21 protein-coding genes and 3 pseudogenes are annotated in these 25,927 nt (G+C 68.9%); 17 read left to right on the top strand and 7 right to left on the bottom strand.

Features of this window, described 5'->3' with window-relative positions; translation table 11 throughout:
- Nucleotides 1-8 precede the first annotated feature (8 nt).
- The 9 genes from IW245_RS12075 (at nt 9) to IW245_RS12035 (ending at nt 11,853) form a co-directional block, all read left to right on the top strand.
- A complete protein-coding gene (locus tag IW245_RS12075) occupies nt 9-434 on the top strand; it encodes a pilus assembly protein TadG-related protein (RefSeq protein WP_197003267.1) in 426 nt (141 codons plus the stop codon).
- Entirely contained in the window at nt 431-3,412 is a 2,982-nt protein-coding gene (locus IW245_RS12070) for a BTAD domain-containing putative transcriptional regulator (RefSeq protein ID WP_197003266.1), read from the top strand. The genes IW245_RS12075 and IW245_RS12070 overlap by 4 nt, the downstream gene beginning before the upstream one ends.
- An 84-nt stretch (nt 3,413-3,496) precedes the next feature.
- Nucleotides 3,497-3,985: a hypothetical protein gene (locus IW245_RS12065; protein ID WP_197003265.1), complete on the top strand. Its 489-nt coding sequence runs from the start codon at nt 3,497-3,499 to the stop codon at nt 3,983-3,985.
- Nucleotides 3,986-4,039: 54 nt separating this feature from the next.
- A complete protein-coding gene (locus IW245_RS12060; protein WP_197003264.1) occupies nt 4,040-4,456 on the top strand; it encodes a hypothetical protein in 417 nt (138 codons plus the stop codon).
- Nucleotides 4,457-4,845: 389 nt separating this feature from the next.
- Nucleotides 4,846-5,373, top strand: coding sequence for a SigE family RNA polymerase sigma factor (locus IW245_RS12055; protein ID WP_197003263.1), 528 nt, complete (start codon nt 4,846-4,848; stop codon nt 5,371-5,373).
- A complete protein-coding gene (locus IW245_RS12050; RefSeq protein ID WP_197003262.1) occupies nt 5,370-6,212 on the top strand; it encodes a hypothetical protein in 843 nt (280 codons plus the stop codon). Before IW245_RS12055 ends, IW245_RS12050 begins: the two co-directional genes overlap by 4 nt.
- 373 nt (nt 6,213-6,585) lie before the next feature.
- Nucleotides 6,586-7,071, top strand: coding sequence for a P-loop nucleotide/nucleoside kinase family protein (locus tag IW245_RS12045; protein ID WP_197003261.1), 486 nt, complete (start codon nt 6,586-6,588; stop codon nt 7,069-7,071).
- Between the two features lie 1,258 nt (nt 7,072-8,329).
- On the top strand, nt 8,330-11,290 hold the full coding sequence (locus IW245_RS12040; RefSeq protein ID WP_197003260.1) for a hypothetical protein: 2,961 nt from the start codon (nt 8,330-8,332) through the stop codon (nt 11,288-11,290).
- A complete protein-coding gene (locus tag IW245_RS12035) occupies nt 11,287-11,853 on the top strand; it encodes a hypothetical protein (RefSeq protein WP_197003259.1) in 567 nt (188 codons plus the stop codon). Before IW245_RS12040 ends, IW245_RS12035 begins: the two co-directional genes overlap by 4 nt.
- Before the next feature lie 47 nt (nt 11,854-11,900).
- Here IW245_RS12035 and IW245_RS12030 read toward each other — a convergent pair whose 3' ends face one another.
- The 5 genes and pseudogenes from IW245_RS12030 to IW245_RS12010 form a co-directional block, all read right to left on the bottom strand.
- Complete coding sequence (locus tag IW245_RS12030; RefSeq protein ID WP_197003258.1) at nt 11,901-12,368, bottom strand: NUDIX hydrolase; 468 nt, start codon at nt 12,366-12,368, stop codon at nt 11,901-11,903.
- 42 nt (nt 12,369-12,410) lie between these two features.
- Entirely contained in the window at nt 12,411-13,142 is a 732-nt protein-coding gene (locus tag IW245_RS12025; protein ID WP_197003257.1) for a class I SAM-dependent methyltransferase, read from the bottom strand.
- A 126-nt stretch (nt 13,143-13,268) separates the two neighbouring features.
- Nucleotides 13,269-14,652: pseudogene (locus IW245_RS12020) on the bottom strand (ISNCY family transposase).
- A 296-nt stretch (nt 14,653-14,948) separates the two neighbouring features.
- A pseudogene (locus IW245_RS12015) lies at nt 14,949-15,620 on the bottom strand (AAA family ATPase); the annotation flags it as partial.
- A 36-nt stretch (nt 15,621-15,656) separates the two neighbouring features.
- Complete coding sequence (locus IW245_RS12010; protein WP_443673909.1) at nt 15,657-15,989, bottom strand: transposase; 333 nt, start codon at nt 15,987-15,989, stop codon at nt 15,657-15,659.
- Nucleotides 15,990-16,313: 324 nt separating this feature from the next.
- On the opposite strand from IW245_RS12010, the gene IW245_RS12005 reads away from it, so the two are divergent.
- Complete coding sequence (locus IW245_RS12005) at nt 16,314-16,733, top strand: hypothetical protein (protein ID WP_197003255.1); 420 nt, start codon at nt 16,314-16,316, stop codon at nt 16,731-16,733.
- A gap of 306 nt (nt 16,734-17,039) precedes the next feature.
- Nucleotides 17,040-17,729: a hypothetical protein gene (locus tag IW245_RS12000; RefSeq protein WP_197003254.1), complete on the top strand. Its 690-nt coding sequence runs from the start codon at nt 17,040-17,042 to the stop codon at nt 17,727-17,729.
- A gap of 153 nt (nt 17,730-17,882) precedes the next feature.
- Here the strand turns inward: IW245_RS12000 and IW245_RS11995 are convergent.
- Nucleotides 17,883-18,311 (bottom strand): annotated as a pseudogene (locus tag IW245_RS11995) (transposase); the annotation flags it as partial.
- A 141-nt stretch (nt 18,312-18,452) separates the two neighbouring features.
- Between IW245_RS11995 and IW245_RS11990 the strand changes: the two are divergent.
- Nucleotides 18,453-18,989, top strand: a complete 537-nt coding sequence (locus tag IW245_RS11990) for a nuclear transport factor 2 family protein (protein WP_231398773.1) — start codon at nt 18,453-18,455, stop codon at nt 18,987-18,989.
- A 107-nt stretch (nt 18,990-19,096) separates the two neighbouring features.
- A complete protein-coding gene (locus IW245_RS11985; protein WP_197003253.1) occupies nt 19,097-19,612 on the top strand; it encodes a hypothetical protein in 516 nt (171 codons plus the stop codon).
- A gap of 234 nt (nt 19,613-19,846) precedes the next feature.
- On the opposite strand, the gene IW245_RS11980 is transcribed toward IW245_RS11985, so the two are convergent.
- Nucleotides 19,847-20,416: a hypothetical protein gene (locus IW245_RS11980; protein ID WP_197003252.1), complete on the bottom strand. Its 570-nt coding sequence runs from the start codon at nt 20,414-20,416 to the stop codon at nt 19,847-19,849.
- 806 nt (nt 20,417-21,222) lie between these two features.
- On the opposite strand from IW245_RS11980, the gene IW245_RS11975 reads away from it, so the two are divergent.
- The 4 genes from IW245_RS11975 to IW245_RS11960 are packed head-to-tail and all read left to right on the top strand — an operon-like array spanning nt 21,223 to nt 25,749.
- On the top strand, nt 21,223-21,774 hold the full coding sequence (locus IW245_RS11975) for a hypothetical protein (RefSeq protein ID WP_197003251.1): 552 nt from the start codon (nt 21,223-21,225) through the stop codon (nt 21,772-21,774).
- Nucleotides 21,774-22,466, top strand: coding sequence for an ABC transporter ATP-binding protein (locus IW245_RS11970; RefSeq protein ID WP_197003250.1), 693 nt, complete (start codon nt 21,774-21,776; stop codon nt 22,464-22,466). The genes IW245_RS11975 and IW245_RS11970 overlap by 1 nt, the downstream gene beginning before the upstream one ends.
- Nucleotides 22,463-23,134: an ABC transporter ATP-binding protein gene (locus IW245_RS11965; protein WP_197003249.1), complete on the top strand. Its 672-nt coding sequence runs from the start codon at nt 22,463-22,465 to the stop codon at nt 23,132-23,134. Before IW245_RS11970 ends, IW245_RS11965 begins: the two co-directional genes overlap by 4 nt.
- A complete protein-coding gene (locus tag IW245_RS11960) occupies nt 23,128-25,749 on the top strand; it encodes an FtsX-like permease family protein (protein WP_197003248.1) in 2,622 nt (873 codons plus the stop codon). The genes IW245_RS11965 and IW245_RS11960 overlap by 7 nt, the downstream gene beginning before the upstream one ends.
- Nucleotides 25,750-25,927: the final 178 nt, after the last annotated feature.

Genomic DNA, 25,927 nt, shown 5'->3' with positions numbered 1-25,927 from the left:
CCGCCACCATGCGTTCTCGCGTCAAAGCGCAGCCGGCCGGTGATGCCGGGGTCGTGAGCGTGACGATGGCGTGCGTCGGCATGATCGTCGTCTTGATGGCCGCGATCCTCCTCGGGGGCGGTTCGGTGTTCGCCGCCCGGACCCGCGCCTACGATCTGGCCGCCGAGGCCGCACGGGCCGGAGCCCAGCACATCGATCTGGCCGCCTACCGGGCCGGCGGGGTACTGCGGCTTGACCCCGGACCTGCGGTGGCGGCAGCCCGCCGGTATCTGGCTGCCGCCGGCGCGCAGGGCCAGGTCATGGTCGCGGGTTTGATGGTCACGGTGACGGCCACCAGTGTGCAGCGCACGCCGATGCTCGCGGTGTTCGGGCGACCGACGGTGCTGGTCACCGCGACGGCGTCGGCGACCCCGTCCACCGGAGGTGACCCGTGACGAGAGATCCGTTCCGCCGCCGGCCGCTGCGCGCTGTGGGGCGGGTGTTCCGCGCGGTCGCCTCGCTGATCGCGATCGCGGCCGTGGTCGCGGGACTCCCCATGGCACTGTGGCATTTCTTCGGCGACCCGCTGCCGCGCAGCCTGCCGAGCACCCCGCAAGGGTGGGGGCGGATTTTGACGTCCGGGTTCGATGACGCCGTTGTCGTGCGCCTGCTCGTCATCGCCTTGTGGTTCTTGTGGGCCGCCGTCTGCTACAGCCTCGTGGCCGAATCCATCGCCGCGCTCCAAGGAAGGGGGAGGCGGGCCCGGCGTTCACGTTCCCCGTTGCACGCCCTGGCATCGGTTCTGATCGCCGGGCTCATGGCGGCCCCCACCATCACCCTCGCGGCGGGACCCGCGCCCGCGGCCACCGCGGCGGTCGCCGTCCAAGAGGTCCGCACCGTGGACTCCGTCGGGGTGTCCGCGTCACATGTGCCGTCTGCGGCACCAGAGTCGGCCGTTCACGAATCGGCGGTTGAGGGGCTGCCGCGTTTCGCCGCCGCAACGGGCGACGGTCGGCTCACCGTCGTCACGAGCAGCGGCCGCCATACCGTCGACGTCCGCCACGGCGACACGTTGTGGGACATCGCCGAGACGTGGCTGGGCGACGGAGCCCGCTACGCGGAGATCTACCAGCTCAACGCCGACCGCTACGACGACGCCGGCCGCATGCGCGGAGGCGACCATATTGAGGCCGGCTGGACCCTCACCCTGCCAGATGACGCCACGGCACCCCCCGACGCCACACCGGCCCCGCCTGCCCCAAGCCCGTCGACACACAGTCCGGCACCCCACGACACTCCCGGCCCCGCAACGGCGCCGACGCCGCAGGCGACGATGCCCCAGCCAGATGACGGCGTCGCCGCCCAGCCCTCCGCGCCGGCCACGAACGTCACCGTCCCCGCGACCGCATCGACCCCTCCGACGGCCTCAGCGTCCCGGGACGCCAAGTCGGGGGTGTCGTTGCCGGGCAACGGCTGGATAGACGTCGGCCTGGCCACGGCGATCGTCGCGGCCGCCGCGACGGTGTGGATACACCGACGCCGCCGCTACAAGCCCATGCCCCCGGTGCCCGGCGCGCGCGACCGCGACCCGGACCTGCAGCCACTACCCAAGGTCGTCGCGACGATCGGCCGCCGACTGCGCACAGGCCCGACGCTGTTCGCTGACCCGGCACGGGCCAGCGACCTCGACGCGGATTCGCGGCTCAAGGCAGACGACGCCTCCACGGAGGCGGCCGAGGTCGAGCCGACTACGAAGATCGAACCGGCGAGCCCGTTCACGCCGTCCCTGCACGCGGGCACGCGGACGATCTGGCCTCCTGCGGGCCTCGGACTGACCGGGCCGGGCGCCGAAGCGGCCGGGAGAGGAATGCTCGCGGCCACACTGGCCGCCGGGGCACCTGATGACCCTTCCCACGACAGTGAGGTGATCATTCCGGCGACGACGCTGGCGACCCTGCTGGGAACGTCCGCCGTCGACATCGCCGACACCCCTCGCTTGACGGTCACCGCGGGGCTGCCCGAGGCGCTGAACCTGCTGGAGGACACCGCCCTGCACCGTAGCCGCCTCGTCTACGAGCACGAGGTCGACGACGTCGCCGCTGTACGCCACAGTGACCCGCTCGAGGAGTACATGCCTCCCGTGGTCCTCATCGCCGACGCGGCCGAACCACACGCGAAGGCCCGCATCGCGGCGCTTCTTGTTCAGGGCAGGCGCCTGGACATTCACGGAATCCTGCTCGGCCCGTGGCAGCCGGGAGACACCGTCGCTGTCGCCGACGACGGCACCACCCGCCGGGCTGGCGGGGACGTCGACCGGCCCGGCGCCCACGCGGCCGACGTCGGGCGCGTCGCGGTGATCAGCCCCGCCGACACCGCCGACCTGCTGCGCGTTCTCGCCGAAGCCCACACTGGCCAGCTACCCACTCCCGCGCCGACCGAAGACGCGGTCACGGCGACGAGCCCGCCCGTCGAAGGGGTCCCCAACGAGAAGGAGGCCGCCGTTCATGCGGGGGACGGTGAACCCCACGCTTCACATCGCCATGATCTGACGGGGACGCCCAGTACAGTCGATGGATCCGTCACCACGGCCATGAGCGGGCACGCGCCGGCTGACTTTGTCACCGCAGGCGCGGGGCCTGTCCGGGTGCGCGCCCGCGTGCGCGTTCTCGGACCGCCGGGGGTGCAGCCCACGGTCGACCCGGTCGAGGACGGGCCGGGATTTCGGACCCAGGCTCTGGAACTCCTCGTGTTCCTCGCCGCCAACGGGGGTCGTGCGACCACCGACGCGATCTATGAGAACCTGCTGCCCGACGCGCCCATGTCCAGGGCCCACCACCGCGTCAACACGTTCGCGACCAACATTCGTAAAGTTCTCACGAGATTCGCCGGCCCAGGAGCGTACCTTCTGCGCGAACAGCACGTGTTCATCCTCGCGCGTGAAGCCGTCGACGTGGACCTGTGGCGGCTGCAGGACGCGTTCGCCCACTACCAGGCGTGCGCCCCGCATCAGACGGCGGAGAAGATCGCGGCGCTGCGCATCGCCACAACCGCATTCGGGGGAGCACTGGCCGAAGGCTGCCGATTCGATTGGGTCGACGCCTACCGCGAGCATGCCCGCCGCCTCGCCCTCGACGCCCACCTGGCGCTGGCCGACCTGATCGCCCGCACCGACACCGCTGAAGCCCAAAAGGTCATCACCGCCGCACTGCGCCTTGACCCCTACGCCGAAGACATCTACTGCCAGGCGATGCGCATCCACGCCCTCGCCGGGGACATCCCCGCGATCAGAGCGACCCGACGTGAGGTCACCAACCGTCTCGCCGACGTCGACACCGACCCCACCGACGCCACACTCCACCTCGCCGAGGAACTCATCACCCAGATAGAGCACGGTTCCATCAGTTCGCACAACCCCGCACAAGACCTCGAATGACCACTACCGTGACAACCCAAGTTCACGCAGAAGGCGAGGGTGCCCGGCGGTGAGACCGCCTCATCGTCTCCTACCATTCCGGTTGTGCGAGCCGACAGCGATCCAGACGCGTGCGATCAGCAGATCCATATGCCTCAAACCATGCCGCTCCTCCCGGCCCGTGTCTGGTCGGAGCGGGACTGGACCCGCATCCGCGCCGGCTACCGGGCGCAGGACATGGACGAGAAATGGAACGTCCACACCAGCGGCGTCACCGCCTTCATGCACCGCAGCTGGACCGGCAATCGCATCTACCAGGCCACTTTCGCCGCCGTTGAAGGCGGATGGCGGATCAGCAGCGCACTGGTGGAATCTGACCCCGACCACTACAAGCGCACCTCCGACGAATTCGACCGTGTGATGCTCGAGGTGGTGCTCAGCTCGATCGTCCTGGGCGAACCGGCCACGGAGCTGCGCGCCGAATTCGTCGAGCTGACACGACGATCCTCCGGGCGCGCCGACATTCCCGGTAGCGTCCTCCAGCACAGTGCCCTCGGTCAGCGGACCGAACCCACACCCGGCCCGAGAGCGTAAACAACCAGGTCAGGCACGTTTGGGCTCCGGGAGCGACGTGCCGGGTGGTCGGTCATGTGGGGACGGCACTTCGTGCGGATCGCCGGCGGAACGCATCGCCTCGTACAGGCGCCGCGCGCACTCTTCGTGCTGATCGATCTGTGTCTGTACCGCAGCAAGGATCTCGTCATCGGTGTGAGCCGACCGCGCTTGTCGCAGGACCGCGTAGGCGATCTCGTCGGCGTCTTCGGGACTGAGCGGAAGGTTCCATCGGCGAACGAACACCCCCAGCGCGACGGCGGCTCGCCACATCTCCTCCCGCGACGGCTCACGATCCCCGGTCCCCGCGGGCCTGTCACCGTGCACTTCTCGATCGGTCATGTGCTGATTGTCCCGCCCGTTGCAACCGCAGGCATCTGCGCCACCTACCTCATCGTCTCTGCTGACATGTTCACCACAGAAGACGGATCCAGCGAGATCCTTGCCGTCTAGGTCGTCGACACCGACGGTCGGCCATCGGAACACTGGTCGAACGCTCGACCCGGTTCCTGAAGCTGCTGCACGTATCCCATGGAAAGGCCGCCGAGCACCTCCGCGACGTCTTCGCCCAGGCGGTGACCGGACTGCCGGCCCACATGGCGCGGTCGCTGACCTGGGATCAGGGCGTCGAAATGGGCAGCCACCACGAGATCACCCAGGCCCACTACCGGCACCGACGGCGGATGGCTGGTCCCAGTTCCGGCAGGCCCGGCCCGCCACGTGTGGCCGGCTGGCGCCAGGTGGCGGGTGTGCCGCGCAATCACGCGGGTCAGCTCCTCGTGTCTAGGGTGTTGAGCGCGCCGGGGTAGCTGGCGGGCCGCAGCTGACTGAGGGGAGTAGCGGTGCTGGAAGTAGAGTCACCCGTCGCGGCCCGCACCAAACCGCCTGATTTCAACGAGTTCTACCACGCCTGCTACGGCCGGCTCGCCGCCCAGCTCAGCGCCTATCTGGGCGACGCCGCGGAGGCCGAGGATGTCGTACAGGAGGCGCTGCTGCGGGCGTGGAGCCGCTGGGGCCAGGTTAGCCGGTACGAGGAGCCCGTCGCCTGGGTGCGCCGGGTCGCCTGGAACATGGCCACCAGCCGCTGGCGGCGGATCGTGCTGCACAACAGGGTGCTCCGTCGCGGTATTCGTGCCGAGACGGTCGAGGCGCTCGGCCCGGACAATGTGGCCCTCGTCGCCGCGCTCCGGCAGATCCCGGCCCAGCAGCGCCGGGCGATCGTCCTGCATTATTTCGGCGATCTGACGGTCGCCACCATCGCCACCGAGCTGGGCGTCGCGCGCGGCACGGTGCTGTCCTGGCTGCACCGCGGCCGGGCCAGGCTCGCGACTCTGCTCGCCGACGCTCCGACCGAAGGGGGCCTGTCATGACCGACCCGCAGTACGACGCCGACCAGGAGATGGTGGTCCTGCCTGCCCTGCTGGTCTACCGGGACACCGCCCCGGGACGGTTCGTCGCGCCGACGGTGGCCAGCGTTGAGGCGGCCGGCAGGCGCCGCAAGGTCCGCAACCGGGTGGCCGTGGCCGCCGGGGTGGCGGCGATGTTGGTCGTCGGCGGCGTCGGGGTGGCCGTCGCCGGTCAGCGCGCCGGCGGCCAGACACCGCCGGGAACCTTCGCGGCCTCGACCAGCCCCACGCAGACGAGCCCGGTCCCCGTGGCCAGCAGCGCGCCGAACCGCAGGACGCCGCTGCCCGACCCGACGATCCCTGCGGGCAGCGGCTACCCGGGCAACCTGCCGGAAGCTGCCATGCTCCAGCCCGAGGACGTGGGGCAGGGGGTCGAGATCGAGCACACGAAGACCGGCAACTCCATCACCTCGTACGGGTCGAACTGCGGCCCTGGCTACGAGGTTCCCCTGGGCCGGCTCCTCGGCCGGTTCCAGGACTACCTCCGGGATGGCAAGGTCGAGCTCCGTGAGTCGGTGACCCAGGCGATAGGTCAGACTTCCGCGAACCGGTTGATGGACCATTGGGAGGCGTTCGGGACCGCCTGCAGCCCGCCCGCCGGGCACAAGTTCGAGCGGATCAGCGTGGACACGGTCGGCGACCGGTCGGTCACGTGGAAGATCACCCGGCCGGAGGGCGTGACCTACCACCTGATCTTCCAGGTCTATGACTACACCGTGGAACTCATCGGCAACCAGGAACAGATCGCTGCGCTCGCGGGCAAGGCGGCCAGCCGGGTCTGCGTGGCCAGCGAGTACTGCTGAGTTGTGCGGGGCTGTGCCGGCGACCTGGTCAGCACAGCCCCCCACCCGATCTATTAGCCGTAGTTGAAAGCCCACCACACCCCGGAAGTTCACTGTGGACTCCAGTCCATAGAACCAGGGGAGGTTGAGTTGCAGGTAAGACGATCTATGTCGCGCGCGCTGGCTCCGGGACGCTGAAGTCATGGTGATCATCGCGTCCTCAGTGGGGACGTGGAGATCAAGGTGGTACCACTGACGAGTCGACAATCGCTCGATGGCCGTCGGCGCGCCGCCAAGAACTCCCGAACACGCCGAGGTTCTCCGACGCCGTGACCGGCCATAACACACCGATGCCGATAGCATTTGGCATCACTATTTAGTGGCGGAGGTCTGCGTGGACAAGCCCGTGGTCGTGCTGCTGGCTGGTCTGACGGGTTCCGGGAAGACCACCTACGCGCAGAAGCTGGAGGCCGAAGGCCTTGTGCGTCTGTCGGTGGACGAGGAGGTCTTCGCCCGGCACGGCAGGTACGGCATCGACTATCCGGAGGACGAGTACTTCGCGCGGGAACGCCCTGTCGTAGAAGAGGTCCGCAGGCGGCTGGTCGAACTCGTGGAGGCCGGACGGTCAGTGGTGTTGGATCAGGGCCTGTGGCGCCGCGCGGACCGTGATAATTACAAGCAGCTTGTCGAGGCCCACGGTGGGACCTGGCGTCTGCTGTATTTTCGGGTTGAGCGGGCTGAACTACTCCGCCGGTTGCAGGAGCGCAACCGGCGGGCCGACGCCAACGCGCTCGCGGTCACCGAGGATGCGCTCGGTGACTTCTTCGCGCGGTTCGACCCGCCGGACGGTGAGGGCGAGGAGATCATCGAGCCGCTCTAGTACTCCAACGTCACTTCAGCCATTTTCCTGGTTCACTGGCTCACGCGCTGGGTGGTCGGCGGTGGCTGCGTGGCGGCGGCGGCCGACGCGGACCCTCAACGATTTGGCTTGTTGCACACGGGTGCATGAAGCCGTTGGGCTGGTCTGGACATGCGGACGTACCATCGTCGCGTGGCATTGCCGACTCGCAAGGCCCGTCCGCTGTCCGCCTGGAGTGGCCGCGGTCGGCTGCGGTGGACCAGTGCCTGGGTCGAGCACGAGCGTCGTCGGCAGCCCGCTGTGGTGGTTCAAACGGCGAAAGCTGACGGAGCCAAGCTGATAGTCCTGCTGCCCATGGCCGTGTTTCTGGCTAACTCACGGGTTCCCCGGCGTCTTGTGCAGGAGTGGGTCGCGCGCTGCGTCCAGCAGGCAGTGTGGCAAGGCTGGAAACACGACCAGCGGGGTCCCGACATGCGGCTGCCATTGAGCCGCCTACTGCCCGCACAGGCGACCGCCCGCGAACTCGCACAGCAGATTACGCCCGGGCAAATCTGATTCAACAGGCCACCGAAGAGCCCAGTCTGGTCTGCCACTGCCGCCTCCAGTCGCATGTGGACGTGCGGGCTAATCGATGAATGGGCAGTTGGGCTGTACCGAGAACTGCCCGCAAAGTATCCCACCGCAACGGATGCGGCTTCGGGCTTTCCGAATAAGAATCGAGTCTTGAGGATCGCAGGAGGACTCCGATGTGCCCCACTGGACAACGCGGTGGTGGCAGGCCGAGCACCGGACCAATCGGTCTGGTCCGTTGCCCGAAAGTCTGCCCCGTGGCTTCGGTCCCACCCGGATGCCTTGTCAGAGAATGTGACTGTCTGTCATGTTGTGGGGGTGCGCATTGGAGCGTGGTCGGCGGGGCGACGATGCACCTGAGCACGAGGCCACTGCGGTCCGCCGGCCGTCACGGGAGGCTGAGGTGGGTTCGGCCAGCGTGACCCGGCTGCAACGCCTAGCTGGAAATCGGGCCGTGGCAGGGGCCCTCGCGCAGCGGAACCCCCCTGCGCCGCCCGGGACGAACCCACGCGACGTTTTGGACCAGTCGGTGATTCGGGCGGAGATCAGCGAGGTAACCGGGTTCGAGAATGTGCAAGCGCGCCCGACCGCCAGCGGCGCGCACCTGCTCGTCCCGCAAAACCCGGCTGTGGCCCCGCCGCCCGTGCCGAAGCCGGAGCCACGGGCCGGGCCTACTCGTCCAGCCCCCAGCCGACTGGCAGAACACCGGGTGCGCGGCAAGCAGGAGATCTCGGCTGCTCTGTCCACCGCCCGCGCCGGATCACCCGTGGTGGCGGGCGGAGAGCCGGCGGTCACGCCGCCCGCGCCCGCTCAGCAGACCGCGGCGGTTCTGGTGGCTCCGAGCGCGCCGGACGCGTTGCGTGCTCAACTGCCGACCAGTGCCCCTCCGGAAGAGGACCTGCTGGCTGATCTTGCTGACACCCGATCTGCGGCGGAGCGCAAGGCGCAGGCCGACGCGGAGGTCGCTGGGCTGTCGAGTGAGGGTGAGCGGCACAAGATGGCGGTCACCGCCGATGCCGAGACGCATCGGGCCGCGGTGCGCCGGCATGGGCAGGAGCAGAAGGCGACAGTGCAGGCGAGGCTCGCCGCCCGCCGTGCCGAGTTGACCCAACGGTCGCAGGGCAAGAAGGCCATGTTGCAGTCGGGCGCGGAGCGGGCGAAGGCCGCTCTCGCTGGCGATGTCGAGCAGGACGTCGCAGCGCTCGGGCAGCTTACCCAGTCCCGGATCGCCGAGGCGCGGGCGGCGCTGGCGGAGCGTCGCCGGACCCTCACTGACGCGTCCGGCGCCGAGGGGACGGGCGCGCAGGCGGCGGCGGAGGCGGAGTCGGCCCGGGCGGTGGCGGAGCTTGAAGCTCAGGCTGTGGCCTGTGAGCGGGGCGGGGAAGCCGAGGCGGACCGGTTCCCCGGCTCGGAGGACCCGAAACCCAAACAGCGCGACGCGGCCCGCAAGGTGGGTCGGGACAGCGCGGCCGATATCCGGGCCAAGAAGACAAGCATCGGTGCGGAGCTGCGGGGCAACACGGCCGAGCACACGCGGCGCTGTGCCGAGTACGTCCGTGGCGTCCTCGGCAAACTCGCCGAGGCGGAGCAGGCTCTGATCGCTGAACTCCGCGACGCCGGCGCCCAGGCCCAGGGCACGGTGCGCACCGGCCTGGCGGGTGTGACGGCCGCCGTCGACGGCCGGCTACGCCAGGACCTCGCCGGGGTCGAGGCGGCGGCCACGGTCGCCGGGCAACAGCTGGAGACCGCCGCCCGCCAATCGCTCGCTGAGCTGGATACCGGGATCGCCGGCGCTGAGCGTGAGCTCGGTGCCGGTGTCGAGAGTGTGCACCGGGAGCTCGACAACACGACGGAGGAGACTACGGCTGTCCTGTCGCCAGTGCAGCGGCCTTTCCTTCCCGGCGTGGCTGAGCAGGCTCAGGCCGCCCGGGCGGGCATGTCCGCCTTGGCTATCGGGGCCGGTGCCCAGCTGTCGGTCGCTGCCCAGGGCGCCGGCGAGCAGTTCACCGCCGTCACCACCAGCTTCGACACTTCCGCTGGCACGCTGCTGGAGCGGGTCGGTGGCCAGCACGATCAGGTCGTCGCCGGTTTCACCGCGATGGTCGGGCAGGTCACGTCGAGCCGCGCCGCGCAGGCCGCTGAAATTACGGCCGGGTTGCGCGCGCGGCACTCGGAGACCTGTGACGGCGTGCTCGGGGAGGTCGACCGGGCGGTGTCTGAGGCGCGCGCGCAGCTAGCTGATATGAGCGGCCAACACCGGCGGGGGGTGCGGCAGGCCGCCGACCGGGGGATCGAGGAGGCCAGTCGGCCGCGTACCGACGATGTGAATACCCGGGCCCGTGAGGCCGGCGAACAGGTCGACCAGGGCTGGCTTGCCGGTCTGGGCCGGGCGCTGGTCCAGATCGCCATCGGCCTGGTGGTCATGGTGGTGGTCGCGCTGGTGGTGGCCGCGATCGCGGCGATGTTCGGAGTGTTTCTCACCGCCTGGACCGCCGTGATGATCGCCGGTGCCATCTTGCTGGCCGCCGGTCTGATCTATTCGCTGATTCAACGCTCCCGGCAACGGGAACTCCAGGGCCGCCCCGGAATGATCATTTTGATGGCGTTGTCGGACACGGTGGGCATCACGGGCATCATCGAGGGGATCAGAGGCAAGGAGCTGTTCACTGACCGCCAGCTCAGCGCCGCCGACCGCACCGAACGCGGCGTGCTCGGCGCGGTCACCTTGGTGTCGATCGTCCTGGGTGTGCGGTCGGCGATCAAGGGCCCGCCCGGCGGCGCCTTCACCCGCCCTGTGGAGGTGCCGGGCGGATGGCGGGGCCTGTTCCCCAGGATGGGCGAGGGTGTCGGCGGCGTCGCGGTGGAGATGTGGACCGGGTTGAAGGGTGGCCTCAAAGGAGCCTGGGAGCGGGTGGCCGGCGGTGCGAAGGAGGTGGAGCCGGGTCCCGGGCGGCCGCGGCCGGAGGTCCCCCAGGACGTTCCACGGACGCCGACCGGCGATGTCGACTTCGCGGCGTGGGAGACGCGGCTGCGGGCGAAAGGGGTGGGCGGGGACCTCGACGCCAGGCTGGCCCGGGCCCGGGCCGGCGACGCCGACGCGATCGCCGAGCTCAGGACGGCGGAGCGGTACGCGGACGCCGGATACGACACCGGCCTTGCCACCCCGAAGGAGAACGCGGGGGTCAGGAACCCCGACATCGACGCGCAGCACCCTGGTGCCCGACCGCCCGCCAATGATCCGGTCAAGGTCGAGGTGAAAAACCGCGCGACGGAGCCGATTACCCGCAACAGCCTGAACACCGATGTGAGCACCGCGAACAAACAGATCAAGGCCGCCGACCCCACCGGGGCCCAACGCGGTGACATCATCGTCGACGCCTCCCAGTCCCCGGCCGGCATGGACCGGGCCCAGGTCGAGAGTTTCCTGCGCGGCAAGATGCGCGGTGCTCCTTCCGATCCGAACGCTCGCCTCAGTCAGATCGACTACCTTGAGGTGATGTACAAGGACCTGGCTGACGGGCAGATCAAGAGGTCGTTCATGGTCCGCACCGCCGACGGCCAGGTGAACGGCCCCTTCACCGAGGTGCTGCGGCCCAGGGCCGCGCCGGCGCCCAGTCCCGGGTTGCCACCTGCGGTGGTGCCCGGCAGAACGAATGAGCGTCAGGAATGAACCCGCGACGTAGTGACCGCGCACAGGCCAGCGTCTCCTCGGGCCCTCGCCGGGTCGGGAGTTGGACGATCAGCCAGGACGCCGGGGGAGGCACGCACCCGGACGCCGCGGTGAGCGCCTTCCTCACCGGGTTCGCCGACCTGGTGACCGCGACCCACGTCGTCGTCGATCTGATGTGGCTCGGCCCTTCCCGTGAGGTTGTCCGGACCGTCGAAGCCCAGCCCGCGATCCTCACGGCGGACCTGCGCCTCGACGTCGCGGGCGACGCGGTCGTGACGGGCGTGTACCTCGACTGCGCTGTCGACGACACGTCACCCGGGACCGCGATCACCTTCTACTACGGGTCGGTGGTGGAGTTCGACGAACAGGACCGGGCCCGACTCGCCGAGGCACAGGCGATGGTCACGCTCACTTCGGGAGAGTGGACCACCGGCCATTCGCGGGAGCGCCTCGAGACAGCGCTCAAGGAGTGGGAACGACTCACCGGGGCGCCGATCGTCGAATGGCGCTCGAGCGTGCACCCCGACCTGGTCTTCCCGCACGGCTTCGCCCCGCCAGGCTGACCGCGGCAGTCCAGCTCCGCGCGTTGCTGCGGTTTACTCCTTGACCTTTACTGAGCGCGGTCTTGCGGTGCTGCCCAGTTAGGTTCGATGCGGTTGAGGAAGACGTCCTGGTGGTCGGCGAGTCGTGCCGGTAGGGGAAGGGGCTGAAACCAGCAGTCGAACTCCATCCCCGTGTCCTCGCCGTCGCCGTGGACATGGTGCCGCCAGCCGTCGGCGCTGTCAGGGCCGGCTTCGGCGTGAATGAAGGTGGTGCGGCGGGGTGCCCCGGTCCGGGGGTGGGGTTTGTCCTCGACACCTACCGCGGTGACGATCCTGACGTCGGCTATTCCGGTCTCCTCCAGGATTTTCCTGAGTACCGCGTCTTGCAGGGTTTCTCCGTGCGAGACGCCGCCGGCGGGAACCTGGGTTCCGGCTTCGGGCATGTCGACGTGGTCGAAGATCAAAAGCTCGGGCTGGCAGTGGCGGTGGCGGATGACATAGGCGGCGACGCGAATGCGCGGTGCGGTGAACTCCATCGGTGGTGGCCAGGGTGAAGGTCGCCTGACAGACACCCAGCGTCAGGCGGCGGCACGCTCGGCGATGAACACGAACTCCCGTCCCGGGCGATCGGGGGCGTCGCGCACATCCACCACGCGATAGCCGTGGGCGACAAGACTCGACTCCGCCTCGTCGCGGCCCCAAAACCGCAGCGTCGAATCCGAGGTCACGACCGCGCCGTCAGAGGCGAACCGGTAGGTGAAGCGGAAGGAGACGAACGGCAGATCAACCGCGGTGACCTCCCGGCGCTGCTCCACCATCCCGACTCCCGGGACGTCCAAGACCACCGGATCGGTGTCGGCAGCCCACTCCCGCCAGGCCTGATGCTCGGGCCGCCTGGTCTCGAACACCAAGTGGCCGCCCGGCCGCACCGCGGAACCGACAGCGCGGAGCGTGCCTGCCCACTCGTCGTCGGTGAGGAACACCTGCGCCACGTTCCCGGTCATCAGCGCGAGATTGGCGCCCAGAGCCGGCAGCGCCGTCGCGTCGCCGCAGATCCAGGTGACCGCCGCGGCCCCGTCCTTTGACCTCGCGACCGCCAGTGACGCCTCGGCCGGGTCCACACCCACGACACCGCGCCCGCCTTCGGCCAGCCGAATCGCCAGGTTCCCAGTCCCGCAACCAACATCAAGGACAAGCCTCGCAGCCAACTCGTCAGCGATCGCGACGTAGGCGTCCAGATCGACGCGGTTCCCGTCGAAAGCGTCATAGATAGCCGCAAGACGAGAGTGAGAGAAGATCGCATCAGGCACCCGCCAACGCTACCCGCGAGCCACAGACAGGGCGACGATTCCCTGACGCTGCACTAGATACTTGCCCCTGAAAAACTCATGAGTTCGGGTGGTGCCTTCGGGTGTTGTCTGGGCCTTTTGGGTTGTTCAGGCTGTCAGGGCGCTGATTTTGATGAGGTTGTGGGTGAAGACGCCGTGTCCGCACCAGGTGCGGGCGCCTGCGAGGCCGTCGTGGAGGGCGCGGTCCCATCCGGATCGGCGTTTGAGGTGGCTGATGCGTCCTTCGCAGCCGGTGCGCCACTTGATGAGGTCGCGGAAACCGCGTCGTTTCTCCGACGGCTTGGCGGGCAGGGCCGGGCTGGCCCTTGCGGGGAATCGCGACGATGCGGACTCCGAGGTCGTGCAGCGCGGCCTCGACGCGGGCTTCTCCGTAGCCGCGGTCAGCGGCGACCGCGCGAGGCACCCGCCCGGCTCTGGCCGCGATGCGGGCGATGGCGGGTGCCAGTTGCGGGGCGTCGGCAGGGTTGCCGAGCTCGATGGTGTGGTCGAGGATGATGCCGTCTTCGTTGTCGACGACCTGGGCTTTGAAGCCGAACTCCACGGGTTTTCCCAGACGCCCTCGGACGATCGGGCGGGCGTCGACGTCGTGCAGGCTGATGACGCGGGTAGCCGAGTCGGGCATGACGCCGGCCAGCCTGGAGCGGGTCTGGGTGATGATCTGGCCAGTGCGGGCCAGGAGGGACGCGAGTTCGTCGGCTGCCCGGCGAAGTCTGCCTGCCACCGGCCCACGGGCCTTGCTGAGGGCCCGGAAAGCGTTGCGTAGCACTGCATCGGCGTCTGCGCTGACGTGCTCGGCGAGGTCGGCCAGTTCTCCGGTGATGCGCCGCACGATCTGTTGGGCCTCGTCCTTGCCGACCCGTAATCGCAGCCGAGAGGCGATCTGGCGGGCTCGGCGCCCAGCCGCCCTGGAGCGGTCAGGACAGCGGGTCCGAGGTGCGCCACCAGCCGCCTTGATCCGCCGGACCAGCCGGCTGGTCTTGGTGACCGCCTTGGCCAACAGGCCGGAATCGGTGGGGTGCTCAACGTTGGCCGACACCACGGTGGTGTCGGCCCGCACTTTTCCCACCCGCAGCACCTTGCCTTCCACCGCCTTGTCCAGCAGGGCCTCGTTCAACCGGGCCACCGCCGCCGCCCCGCACCGGGTGGTGATCTTCATGAGCGTTGTGGGATGCGGCACCCGCTCGCCCAACCCGAGGTGGCAGAACCTGCGCCAGGAGATCGAGTCACCGACCTCCCGGCACAGCGACTCATAGCCCAGCCGGAAGCGGAACTTCAAGAACATCAACCGCAAGTACGTGTCGATCGGGGTCGACGGCCGGCCGCGTGAGGAATCGAAGTACGGCCGGAACGGCTCGACGAACCGCGCATCATCCAGCAGACCGTCGACCTGCGCTAACTCCACTGGCAACCGCAGCAGCTCCTGCGGCAACCCATCCCACGATGCTGACCAGGCGGTCGTTGACCTCAACATGCCCAGAACAACGACCGCCCAGCCCACGAGTTTTTCAGGGGCAAGTAGATAGGTGGCGGCTCTGGACTCGACGCTGAGCGTCATCACCTCGGGGTCAAGGCCGCTGGCAGTCGACCCAATTGCAGAAATGCCTGTCAGTGCCGCGTGCTACTGAGCTTCGTGGGTCGGGGTCTGGTTCGGATCCAATGTGACTTTTGGGTGATGTTGGGGGGCGCTTGGTTCCACCGTCCTCACGCTGGTAAAACGGCGCAAACGGCGCGATTCGGGTTGCAGTACTAGGCCAGGTACGCGCGGATCAGAGAGTGGTCGGCGGCTGCGTCGACCAAGTGTTGACCGGATCGGACCTGGAGGTCCTGGGATACCACGAGATCGCCGTCTGGGGGGCCGCAGTGCAGTCGGTGTGGGTCCAGGAAGCAGACGGGACCGGGGGCGTCGCGGTCCAGAGAGTCGATGATGCGGTCCACGATCTCGGTCGGCGCGGCGCGGGTGCTGTCACAGATCAGGTCGTAGTTAGCCCAGTCGGCTTTGTCCACGTTGTACCGGGCCAGAAACCTGGCCCGTTCGCTGTCGCTCCGGCTGGCCAACCGCTCCCGGGCATCGGCGACCGAGCGGTAGCTCTCAACCGTGGACGCCGGCCGGCCGAGCACTCGGTGCGCGGCCACCGCTGGGTCGGTGACCAGGTGCACCTTGACCGCATCGGTGAAGAAGTGCCAGGCGAGCCGGCTGTCCACCACCAAGCGCTCCCCGGACGCGGCGATGTCGGCCTGCAACTGGTCCACGTAGTGGTCGATCTTGTCGTCGAGCTCGGCGTGCAAGTTGAGCTGCAATGCCGTCATGCCGCGCTGAGCTGCCAGCTCCCGGTACAGATCGCCGACACTCACCCGACGCAGCCCCAGCCGCTCGGCCAGCAGCACCGACACGGTGCTCTTCCCACTGCCCAGGTCCCCGTTGAACACCACCGATCGCATACCCCACCCTACTGAGCTTTGTGGGTCAGGGCCTGGTCAGGGTGGGGCCAGGCCGGTGGCGGCGAGGAAGCCGTTGATGAGGTCGGGCCGGTATTGCATGGCCTTGAGTCGGTTCTTCGCGATCCGGGCGAGGTTGGTCACGGTGCCTGAGGCGAGGTTGGCCATGGAGCGTTTCATGTTTGACCAGACGTTCTCGGTCGGGTTCAGCTCAGGTGCGTAGGCGGGTAGGTAGAACACGCGCAGCCAGGGTCGGGCCGCGATGTACTTGCGCATCGCGGCCGACCGGTGGGCCGGTAGTCCGTCCCAGCACCTGCACGATCGGGCCGCGCAGGTGCTGGTGGACGCCGTCGAGGAACCGGGCGAAGGCACGCCGCCACTGGTAGGTCGACCGACACTTCGAACACGCAGGCCACCTCGACCGCAGACATCCCAGAGGCGAACATGCCCGCCGCCCGCAGACGCACCCGCTCCCGCCGAGCCCGACCATCGCGCACATTCCGTGAGCGATCTGGGCAGGTGGCCACACCGGACTCGACGCTGCGCCTCGTCTACTCGGCGTCGAGGCCGTTGACCCCGACCCGTTTGCAGAGATTCCTGTCAGAGCCGGGTGCTACGTTCGCCGAACCATCCGATCAAGCGAGGTGGCGGATCCGACGAAGGGCGTTGGCAGTGGGACCTTCGGGATGGGACTACGTGACGGCATACCGGGGCGACATCGGATCGAGTCTGGCCGCACTTCACCAGAAGATGTTCGATGGTGGCGAGCCGTGGTTCCGCACCGAGCTCGACCGCTGGAAGCTACCCCAGCCGGCCACGCTCGCAGAACTGTGGGGTAGCGAGGTCTATCACGAGTTCTTGGGCACCAACGGGACTCATTCGATCTTGGATGTCCCGAGCATCGGCCAGGATGGGATCAGCCCCGTCGACGCTGAGACCGTCATGCGAGTCTTTGGCGCCGACCAGCCGACCAGAGCGGACTGGGATCGAGTTGCTGGCGAACATGCCAGGGGTGTCCAAGGTCTACTCGGCGACCGCTGGACCGGGCGGTGCGTCGTGCTGTTCCAGGACGGCGAGCCCGTCGAGGTCGCGTTCTGGGGGTTCTCCGGGGACTGACCGTCCCGCCGACCGCACGTGGATCACCAGCTACGACGCCGCCGGTCAGCCCATCGCAGAACTCCTCCCCGGCGCTGTGACCCGCACCCGCACCTCGACGGACTCGGCCGCCATACGGAGGAGACCGGCGCCGCGAGGAGGAGGTGAGATGTACCCGTTCGTCCCTAGTTGGGCGCGGCGGGTAGCGGTGCCGGGCGCTCCGGGGCGACGATGGACATGGGCGGCAGTAGGGCCTGGCGGCGCGGTATCCGAGCGTGGCGGGTGGGAGGCCGGATGGGGCAATTCGGCAAGGTGCGTGCGATCCGCATGGCGCGGCGATGGGGCAAGCGCCAGCTGGGGCCGCTCATCGGGCCACCGGCGCGGGCGGTGCGGCGCGGACAGTGGCGGTCGTGGTGGCTCGGCCCGGCCGGCGGCCTGGCGGTCGTGGTGCTGGCGCTCGCCTTCCGGACGCACGGGTTGCGGGGCTGGGTGTTCGCCGCGGCGGTTCCCCGCGCCAGCGACCCGTGGGCTGTGCTCGCGATGAAGCTGCCGCTGTCGATGTTCGCCCCCGCGCAGATGCTGCCGTTCGCGTTCGCGGTCGTGCAGGTGGCGGTCGTCTTCGGGGCCGCGCAGGTGCTCCTCGGGTGGCGTGCCACCGTCGCCGTCGCCTTCGCCGGGCACGTCTTGGCCACGGTGTCGGCGCGGGCGTGGATCGCCATGGAGGACCCGATCGGCCTCGACGGGCACTTCCGGCACTTCCCCGACGCCGGGCCCTCGGCGGCCGTGATCTGCCTGATCGGCTACGTCGCCTGGTCGCGGGGCATGACGTGGCTGGCCGTGACCCTCGTGGTCTATGACGCCGTGGAGATCGCGGTCTTCAACGGCCTGTCCCAACGCGAACATCTCGTGGGACTGGCAGCGGGCTTCGCGTTGTGTGCCGCGCAGGGCTGGCTGCGTCAGCAGTCCGGCACACCGGCCCGCGCCGACCCGCTTGCCGATCCCGGCACGCTGCCCTGACCTGGCGTCGTCGCCCGCCCGGGCGCATTGCACCCCGCTCTCCGCGAGACGGACCTCGTCCTCGACGATCAGCACTGCACCCCGGCGCGCCCGATGCTCGTCGGGCGCGCCTGAAAATGTATGGCAGCAACGTGGTGCCGGATTACTTGAGTGTCACGGTCTGTTCCAGTAGCCAGGGATGCCGGCTCTTCGAAGTTGGTGGGGGTCGAGGTGTCCGCGTCCTCGTCGGGTGGTGGCGCAGCGGGTTGGTAGTCGCTGATTGACGGGGTTCCTGATTCCGTAGGCGTCTCGTGCGATGGTCTTGATCACCCGGTTCGTGCCCTCAGAACCGGCGTTGGTGATGCCTGTCGCGATGAACGCGAGGATCTGTGGCCACCATGTCTGGACGGTGATGGCGAGGCGTTTGAGTTCGGGAAGGCCGGAGTGGGCGCAGTGGTAGTAGAACCGGTAGAGCCGGTCGGCGATGTGTTCCCGATCAGGCTGGCTGCGGGCTAGGGCGAGGAGGTCCAGGAGGTCTTCCTTGGCATTCCAGGTGGCCAGGATCGGTGCGCTGATCGCCGTGGGCAGGGCGGTGAGGTCATCGAGGACCAGGTGCACCACCGGCCTACCATCTGTTCCATCTTCGACCCCAACGACGGCCAGGCCAGCAAGGCCCAGCAGTCGTGTCGTATCGTCGGACGAGCCCGTGACTGTCCATAGTGATCATTCAGTCTCAACACCGCAATGATCACGGACGGTCACGGGCCCTGTGCGCCCGAGGCCGCCGCAGACCGGGCCGACCCCACCTTCTTCGTTGCCCGCCCGGAGGCCGATCGTTACGGTTGTCCGATGCTGAGCCCACGAGAAGTCTTCCTGAACCTGGTTAACGGAGTGTGCGAGGAGCGCTGGACGGACCTCCCCGAGTTGTACGCCGAGGACACCCACATCTCGCACCCATTCGATCCGTACCGGTCCGGTCCACTATTGAGCCGGGCGGCCATCCAACAACACTTCACGCCACCAGCGGGCAGCACGTCACCGATCAAGCGCAGGCCGGTAGTCACCGCCGTGCACGAGACCACAGACCCTGAGGTGATCGTGGCCGAGTTCGAGTACCAGGGCACAGTGATCGCCAGCGGGGAACCGTTCGCCATCCCATGTGTGTTCGTGATGCGAATCCGAGACGGGAAGATCGTGGAATCCCGGGACTATATGGACCACGTCCGAAGCGCGCAGTCACGAGGTACCACCGAGCAACTCATCCAGGCCATCACAGAGTAACCCGCACGCGGCGGACACCTCGACCCCCACTAACTTCGAAGAGCCGGGATGCCGGACCACGCCGGTGGACAATGTGAGTCGCTTGAAGGATGGGCGAGTGATTGAATATGGACGCTAACATTGCCGAGCTGCGTGAGCTGGTTTCTTGGTGGGGCACTTACCTTGACCTCGACAGCATCGATTGGGGAGAGATCGAGGAGGCGGCGGGGCATCCCTTTCCGCTCGACTTCAAGAGATTCTGCATGGAGTTCCCGCCTGTGGCGTTCCAGGACGCCCTTTTCATTCGACATCCGGAATCCGATTTTGGTGTTGAGGATGAATGGGAGAATGTTAGCCGTTCTGTGGCGAGTTTCCTTGAATTGACACCGGACTTTCCGTTCTCCATCTATCCGGAGCCCGGTCGTACACTCATCCCTTGGGGTAACTATGAAGAGCAAATTTACTTCTGGTGGCTAGCTGAGGGTGAGCCCGATGACTGGAGTGTCGTAGTCACTGACGGCACGGGGAGCCAATGGGAAGCCTTTCCGGGCACTATGACGGACTGCCTTCTCGAATTGCTTCAAGGGTCGCAACGATTGGCCATCACTGAGCACCTTGGAGGATCGCCTCGTTTCGCAGGCTAGAATCACAAATGGTGCCTTCTCTAGTGCGCTCTGGAGGAGAGCACCATTTGTGATCTGAGGGTCAAGACGCAAACCAGCGGGAGTGAAAGCGGTATGGGTAATGACCTCAACGACCCGCGACAGCTCGTGGGATGGCAGGGGCGCGCCCATGTAGTCGACTGGGCGCCGCTAGAAGCGCGCATTGGCCTCCTCTGGGGTACTTGCCAACAGAGGGCATCGAGGCCCAACACCAAGCTAGCGGTCAATCAGACCCTCGATCAGTTCGATCAGCCGATGCATGTCACGGAGGCACATATCCGGTTCGACATCACCTTGATCTACAGTCCCCCAAAGGGCTTTGTACAGTGTCGACAGAGCGGGACCCCGCGCGGTTTGAAATATTAGAGATTCAGTCCCCAACTGCTCACCAAGGTCGATCGCGGCATTGAGGCACTGGAATATCCGAGACGAACCAGACTCCTCGAATACAAGGTTCTTCGAGAGCGCGGAAAGCGCATCGTTGAAGTTGAAATGCGCGATTGAGTCATCGAGAATGTCAGGAGGGTTGACCTTTTGACTCCCTGCTCGGAACGTCGCGAACGCTTCATCGCTGTCGCGCCCGAAAGAACTCTGAGAAATCGAAGGCAACTTCGCCCATAGATCACTCGGGCTTGCAGCTAGGACCAGCCGCCCCTCAACCATCAAGAAACGATCCTCATGTTCATCAGTGGCGCCACCATACAGCGAGTAGCCGAATGTATCACGAAGCGTGAGCCTCACGATCCAGATGGTTGTCTCACCGCTCAGATCATCGAGCTTGGTCATCAATCCCTCCTTCACTCAGGCATATTAAGCCCGGGTGATGCCCTTGCGAGTCTGGCTCCACTCACTCCCGGGACCACGGAGATTCTTCGGCGGAATCTCCATGCCATGCTCTTTGAAAATACGTTTCGTAGCGTCGCCCGGGGTCTCATCGGGCCTCATTCTCTCGCCTTTGGCCCAGCTCGGCATGTTGGTGGCCTTCACACGCCGACAACGATTCCCCATGCCGTCGCGATCATAAATGACCAGTCCAAAGTTAGGACTAACCTCGATCGTTCGTGATCTTGGGTGGGTGTGGACTTGCTGGCCGGTGATTGATCGCCACCGACTTCATCGTCACCGCCGCCGGCGTGTGATCACCTGCGGCTGCCTGTCTCCGGCGGGCGGCCGCGGCGGTCGGGTCACCCGTCCCGGCTCATCGACATCGAGGACGACATCCTCCTCGGCCACACCATCGAGCCCTGCGATCCCCGGCGCTGGGCGCAGGGACGACAGGGGTTGTTTCGCCGGCGCGCTGGGTCTGCCGGGGCTGTGGCGCAGCGTCGCCGGTGGCCACGGCGGAGACCTTCTCCTCCCGGCGGCAGGCGGTGGGGTCCATGGGTGCGGCGCGGTCCGCCCTCGTCCTGACGATCAGCCCGCGTTTCGGCGCGTCCAATGCTCCTGCGGGGCGCCTGAGAAAGCCTGAACTCAACCTGGACCCATCATTTGGTGCCAGATGATGTGCGTATTTTGGGTGGTTCAGGGTCTTCTCAGGTTGAGACTTCTAGCGTCAGGTGACAGGACGGCGGGGCTGGGCGAAGGGGATGACCGTGTCCGTGACAAGGCGCAGCGTGCTCGGGCTGGTGGCCTTAGGGGTGCTCGTGGCGGTGGCGGGCTGCTCGACGCGGTCCGGTGACGCCGGCGGGGCCGGTGACATCCCCGACAACCAGGCGTTCGTGGACTACAGGCCTGCGTCGGGGGTGTTCGTGGTGCGGGTCCCGGAGGGCTGGGCGCGGACCGACACCGCCACGGAGGTGCTGTTCGCCGACAAGCTCAACTCCATCCGGATCGAGGAGTCCACCCGGGCCGCCGCGCCGGACCTCGCCTCGGGGCGCGCGGACCTTCAGGCCCTGGCCGGGTCGCGGGGTTTCACGCCCGGGGACGTGTCGATGGTGACCGGCAACGCCGGCGAGGCCCTGCTGGTCACCTACCGGGCCGACGCGTCCGCGGACCCGGTGACAGGGAAGGTCGTCAACGACGACGTCTCGCGCTACCAGTTCTTCCACGCCGGACACTTGGTCACCGTGACTTTGGCCGGCCCGCACGGCGCGGACAACGTCGACCCGTGGCGCACGGTCACCGACTCCCTGCGGTGGCTGTGATGGCCGGGTCGCGGTACCGGCCCGCGCCGGAGCCCGGGGTGGTCCTGCAGGCCGACCGGTTGTACCGGTTCTTCCACACCGGCGGCGAGGAGGTGCTCGCCTTGTCCGGGGTGTCGCTGCGCCTGGCCGCGGGGGAACGGGTCGTGGTGGCGGGGGAGTCCGGGTCGGGCAAGTCGACCCTCCTGGCTTGCCTCGCGGGCCTCGACGAGCCCGACGGCGGGGTGGTGCACGTCGCCGGCCACCGGCTCACCGGCCGCACCGAGGCCGAGCGGGCCCGGTTGCGGGCGGCGCACCTGGGGATGGTGTACCAGTACGGCAACCTGCTCGAGCACCTCACCGTGGCGCGCAATATCGCCTTCGTGCGCACCCTCGCCGGTCGCCGGCCGGTGGACGTGTCCGACCTCCTCGAATCCGTGGGGCTGGCCGGGCGCGGTGGCGCGTACCCGGCGGAGCTGTCCGGCGGGCAGGCGGCCCGCGCCGGCCTGGCCGTCGCCCTGGCGAACGACCCTGAGGTCCTGATCGCCGACGAGCCAACCGGGGAACTCGACGCCGATACCGAGGAACGTGTCCTCGGGCTGTTGACGGCGCGGGCCGCCCGGGGCATCGCGGTCCTGGTCGCCTCGCACAGTCCGGTCATCGCCCGCACCGCCGATCGGGTGCTGACCCTGCGCGACGGGCAGGAGGTCCGATGAGCGCGCTGTTTCGCTGCCGGGCACTGGGCCGGACTTTCGGCGCGGGGGCCGCTGCCGTCACGGCGGTGGCCGAGGCGACCTGCCGGATCGAGCCGGGCGACCGGATCGCCGTGTCCGGGGCGTCTGGGTCCGGGAAGTCCACACTCCTGCACCTGATCGCGGGCCTTGAGACACCCACGTCCGGGGAGGCCGAGTGGCCCGGGCTGGGCGGTGACCCGCGACGACCGCCGGGCGCGGTGGCGATGGTGTTCCAGGCCCCCAGCCTCCTGCCGGCGCTGGACGTCACCGAGAACGTGTCCCTGCCGCTGCTGCTCTGCGGCCACGAACCCGCCGAGGCCCGCAAGCGCGCCATCGCCGCCCTGGAACTCCTCGGCCTCGACGAGTTGGCCGGACGGCTCCCGGAGGAGATCTCCGGCGGGCAGGCCCAACGTGTCGTCATCGCCCGCGCGATCGCGACCCGCCCCGTTCTCCTCCTCGCCGACGAACCCACCGGGCAACTGGACACCGGCACCGCCGCCGCCGTCCTCGACGTGCTCCTGGCCGCAGCCGCGCACCTCGACGCGGCGCTGGTCGTCGCCACCCACGACGAGGACGTCGCCGCCCGGCTGGGCACGCGGTGGCACATGCGCGACGGTCACCTGCGCACCGGTTGGGCGGCACCGTGCTGATCTGGCTGTTCGCGACGCTGCGCCGCCGGGCCGGGCGCCTCGCCGGTCAGGCCGCCGGGATCGCCATCGCCGTGGGGCTGCTGGCCTGCCTGGGCGGGTTCTTGACCACCGCCGCCGGCACCATGACCGCCCGGGCCAGCGGCCGGGTGCCCGTGGACTGGCAGGTCCAGGTGACCGGCGACCCGGCGACGGCCGCCGCGACCGTGGCCGCCGAACCGGCGGTGGGCCCGGTGCTGGCGGTCGGATTCGCGCGCGTGCCGGGGCTGTCGACCGAGGCCGGTGGGGCCACCCACACCACCGGCGCGGCGGTCGTCGTCGGCGTGCCCGCCGGCTACCAGGCCGCGTTCCCGACCATGGTCCGGCCGCTCACCGGCGACGGGGCCGGGGTCGTGCTGGCCCAGCAGACCGCCGCGAACCTGCACGCCGCCCCCGGGTCCGTCGTCACCGTGGGGCGACCCGGCCTGGCCCCGGTCCAGGTGACCGTCGCAGGGATCGTCGACCTGCCGCACGCCGACACCCTCTTCGCACCCGTGCCGACGTCTGCGGCAGCTCCCTCGGCACCGCCGGACAACGTCTTGCTCCTGCCCGCCGACGTGTTCCACAGCCTGCTGGACCCGCTCGCCCAGGCCAGGCCCGACCTGGTCGGCACCCAGCTGCACGCCCGGCGTTCGCACGCGCTGCCGGCCGATCCGGCGTCGGCGTTCGTCACGGCGGCCTCCGCGTCGCGGCACGCCGAGATCAGCCTCGCCGGCACCGGGATGGTCCGCGACAACCTCGCGGCCGCCCTCGACGCGGCCCGCACCGACGCCGCGTACGCCACCCTCCTGTTCCTGTTCCTGGCCGTACCCGGCGCCGTGCTCGCCGGGCTGTTGACCACGGTCGTCGTCGCGGCCGGCGCGACCCGTCGCCGACGCGAACAGGCGCTCCTGCGCACCCGGGGCGCCACGGCCCGCCGGATCCTGGCGGTCACCGCCGTCGAGGCCGCGCTCGTCGGGACCGGCGGCGCGCTCGTCGGCCTCGGCGCGGCCGTCGTCGTGGGCCGTCTGGCCTTCGGTCCCCCGGGACCGGGGCTCGCCGGATGGCTGGCCGCCGCCGCGCTCACCGGACTCGTGATCGCCGCCGGGGCGGTGCTGATCCCCGCCTGGCGGGACCTGCGCACCGGCACGGTCACCGCCGCCCGGGCCGCCCTCGGCCGTACCCGCCGGCCACTGTGGGCCCGGCTGGGACTGGACGTCGCCGCCCTGGCCGGCGCGGCGCTGCTGCTGTGGGCGACGAGCACCACCGGGTACCACCTGGTGCTGGCCCCGGAGGGCGTGCCGCGGGTCTCGGTGGACTACTGGGCGTTCGCCGTGCCGGCGCTGCTGTGGACCGGCGCGGGCCTGGCCACCTGGCGGCTGGCCGAACTCGCCCTGCGGTACGGACGCGGCGCGCTCGGTCGGCTGTTGCGCCCGCTCGCCGGCCCCCTGTCGGGCACGGTCGCGGCGAGCCTGTCGCGGCAGCGCCGCCCGATCGCGACCGCCATCGCGCTGCTGACCGTCGCGGTCGCGTTCGCGGCGTCGACGGCCACATTCAACGCAACCTACGCCCACCAGGCGGAGGTCGACGCGCGGCTCACGAACGGCGCGGATGTGACCGTGACGCCCGTACCCGGGAAGAACGTCGATCTGACCGCGACACTGTCCGGAGTCCCGGGCGTCCGACACATGGAGACCCTCGAACATCGCTTCGCCTACGTCGGCGCGGACCTGCAGGACCTCTACGGCGTGCAACCGACGACCGTCACGCACCTGTCCGACAGCTACGTCACCGGCGGCACCGCCGCGCAGCTCATGGCCACCCTCGCGGCCCGCCCCGACAGCATCCTGGTGTCCGCCGAGACGGTCGCCGACTTCCAGCTCACCGTCGGCGACCTGATCCAGCTCCGCCTCACCGACACCCGCACCGGGCAGCAGGTCACCGTGCCGTTCCACTATGTCGGCGTGGTCAGGGAGTTCCCGACCGCGCCCACTGACAGCTTCCTCGTCGCCAACTCCGCCTACCTCGACCAGGTCACCGGAGGCGGCACCCCCGGCGCGTATCTCCTGGACACCACCGGCTCCGATCCGGCAGCCGTCGCGGGGGCCGTCCGCGCCGTGCTGGGCGGTGACGGGAAGGTCAGCGACATCACCGCGGCGCGGGGCACAGTCGGATCGAGCCTCACCAGTGTCAACCTCACAGGGCTCACCCGGATAGAACTCGCCTTCGCCCTGGTGCTGGCCGCGGCGGCCGGCGGCCTCGTCCTCGCTCTCGGGCTGGCAGAACGCCGCCGGTCCTTCACCATCGCCACCGCGCTGGGTGCGACGAGGGCGCACCTGATCGGCTTCATCGCCGGCGAGGCGGTGGTGATCACACTTCCGGCCCTGGTCCTGGGCGCCCTACTGGGGTGGGGCGTGTCCCAGACCCTCGTCACGGTCCTCGCCGGGGTGTTCGACCCGCCGCCGGACCAGCTCAGCGTCCCGTGGCCGTACCTGGCGGCGCTGGCGGCGGCCACACTTCTGGCGATCACGGCCACTGTGGTCGGGCTGACCGCCGCGACCCGGCGTGTGGACCTCACCTTGATCCGGCACACCGACTGAGTCACCCGTGATGACCATCGCGGAGATGGTGGTGACGATGTCCGCGGACGTGCGGACCTCGGGATCATGGTGATCAGCAACGCTAAAGATCGGTGTTTGCTGTATGGATCATGATGGATCTGGTCGGTGATCTGCTGAACGCTGTTCCTGATCGAGTATCGGGGCCAGACCTGGCAAT

This window comes from Longispora fulva, from assembly GCF_015751905.1.
Lineage (GTDB): Bacteria > Actinomycetota > Actinomycetes > Mycobacteriales > Micromonosporaceae > Longispora > Longispora fulva.
The sequence above is the reverse complement of the archived record's forward strand: the minus strand, read 5'-3'. Positions and strand labels throughout refer to the sequence as shown.

Coding starts and splice junctions, on each gene's coding strand:
- IW245_RS12035 (WP_197003259.1), top strand. CDS start 11,287: ATGAACCCGCGACGTAGTGACCGCGCACAGGCCAGCGTCTCCTCGGGC.
- IW245_RS12075 (WP_197003267.1), top strand. CDS start 9: ATGCGTTCTCGCGTCAAAGCGCAGCCGGCCGGTGATGCCGGGGTCGTG.
- IW245_RS11980 (WP_197003252.1), bottom strand. CDS start 20,416: ATGACCAAGCTCGATGATCTGAGCGGTGAGACAACCATCTGGATCGTG.
- IW245_RS11985 (WP_197003253.1), top strand. CDS start 19,097: ATGGACGCTAACATTGCCGAGCTGCGTGAGCTGGTTTCTTGGTGGGGC.
- IW245_RS12060 (WP_197003264.1), top strand. CDS start 4,040: ATGTGGGGACGGCACTTCGTGCGGATCGCCGGCGGAACGCATCGCCTC.
- IW245_RS11965 (WP_197003249.1), top strand. CDS start 22,463: ATGAGCGCGCTGTTTCGCTGCCGGGCACTGGGCCGGACTTTCGGCGCG.
- IW245_RS11990 (WP_231398773.1), top strand. CDS start 18,453: ATGATCACGGACGGTCACGGGCCCTGTGCGCCCGAGGCCGCCGCAGAC.
- IW245_RS11970 (WP_197003250.1), top strand. CDS start 21,774: ATGGCCGGGTCGCGGTACCGGCCCGCGCCGGAGCCCGGGGTGGTCCTG.
- IW245_RS12050 (WP_197003262.1), top strand. CDS start 5,370: ATGACCGACCCGCAGTACGACGCCGACCAGGAGATGGTGGTCCTGCCT.
- IW245_RS12000 (WP_197003254.1), top strand. CDS start 17,040: ATGGCGCGGCGATGGGGCAAGCGCCAGCTGGGGCCGCTCATCGGGCCA.
- IW245_RS12030 (WP_197003258.1), bottom strand. CDS start 12,368: ATGGAGTTCACCGCACCGCGCATTCGCGTCGCCGCCTATGTCATCCGC.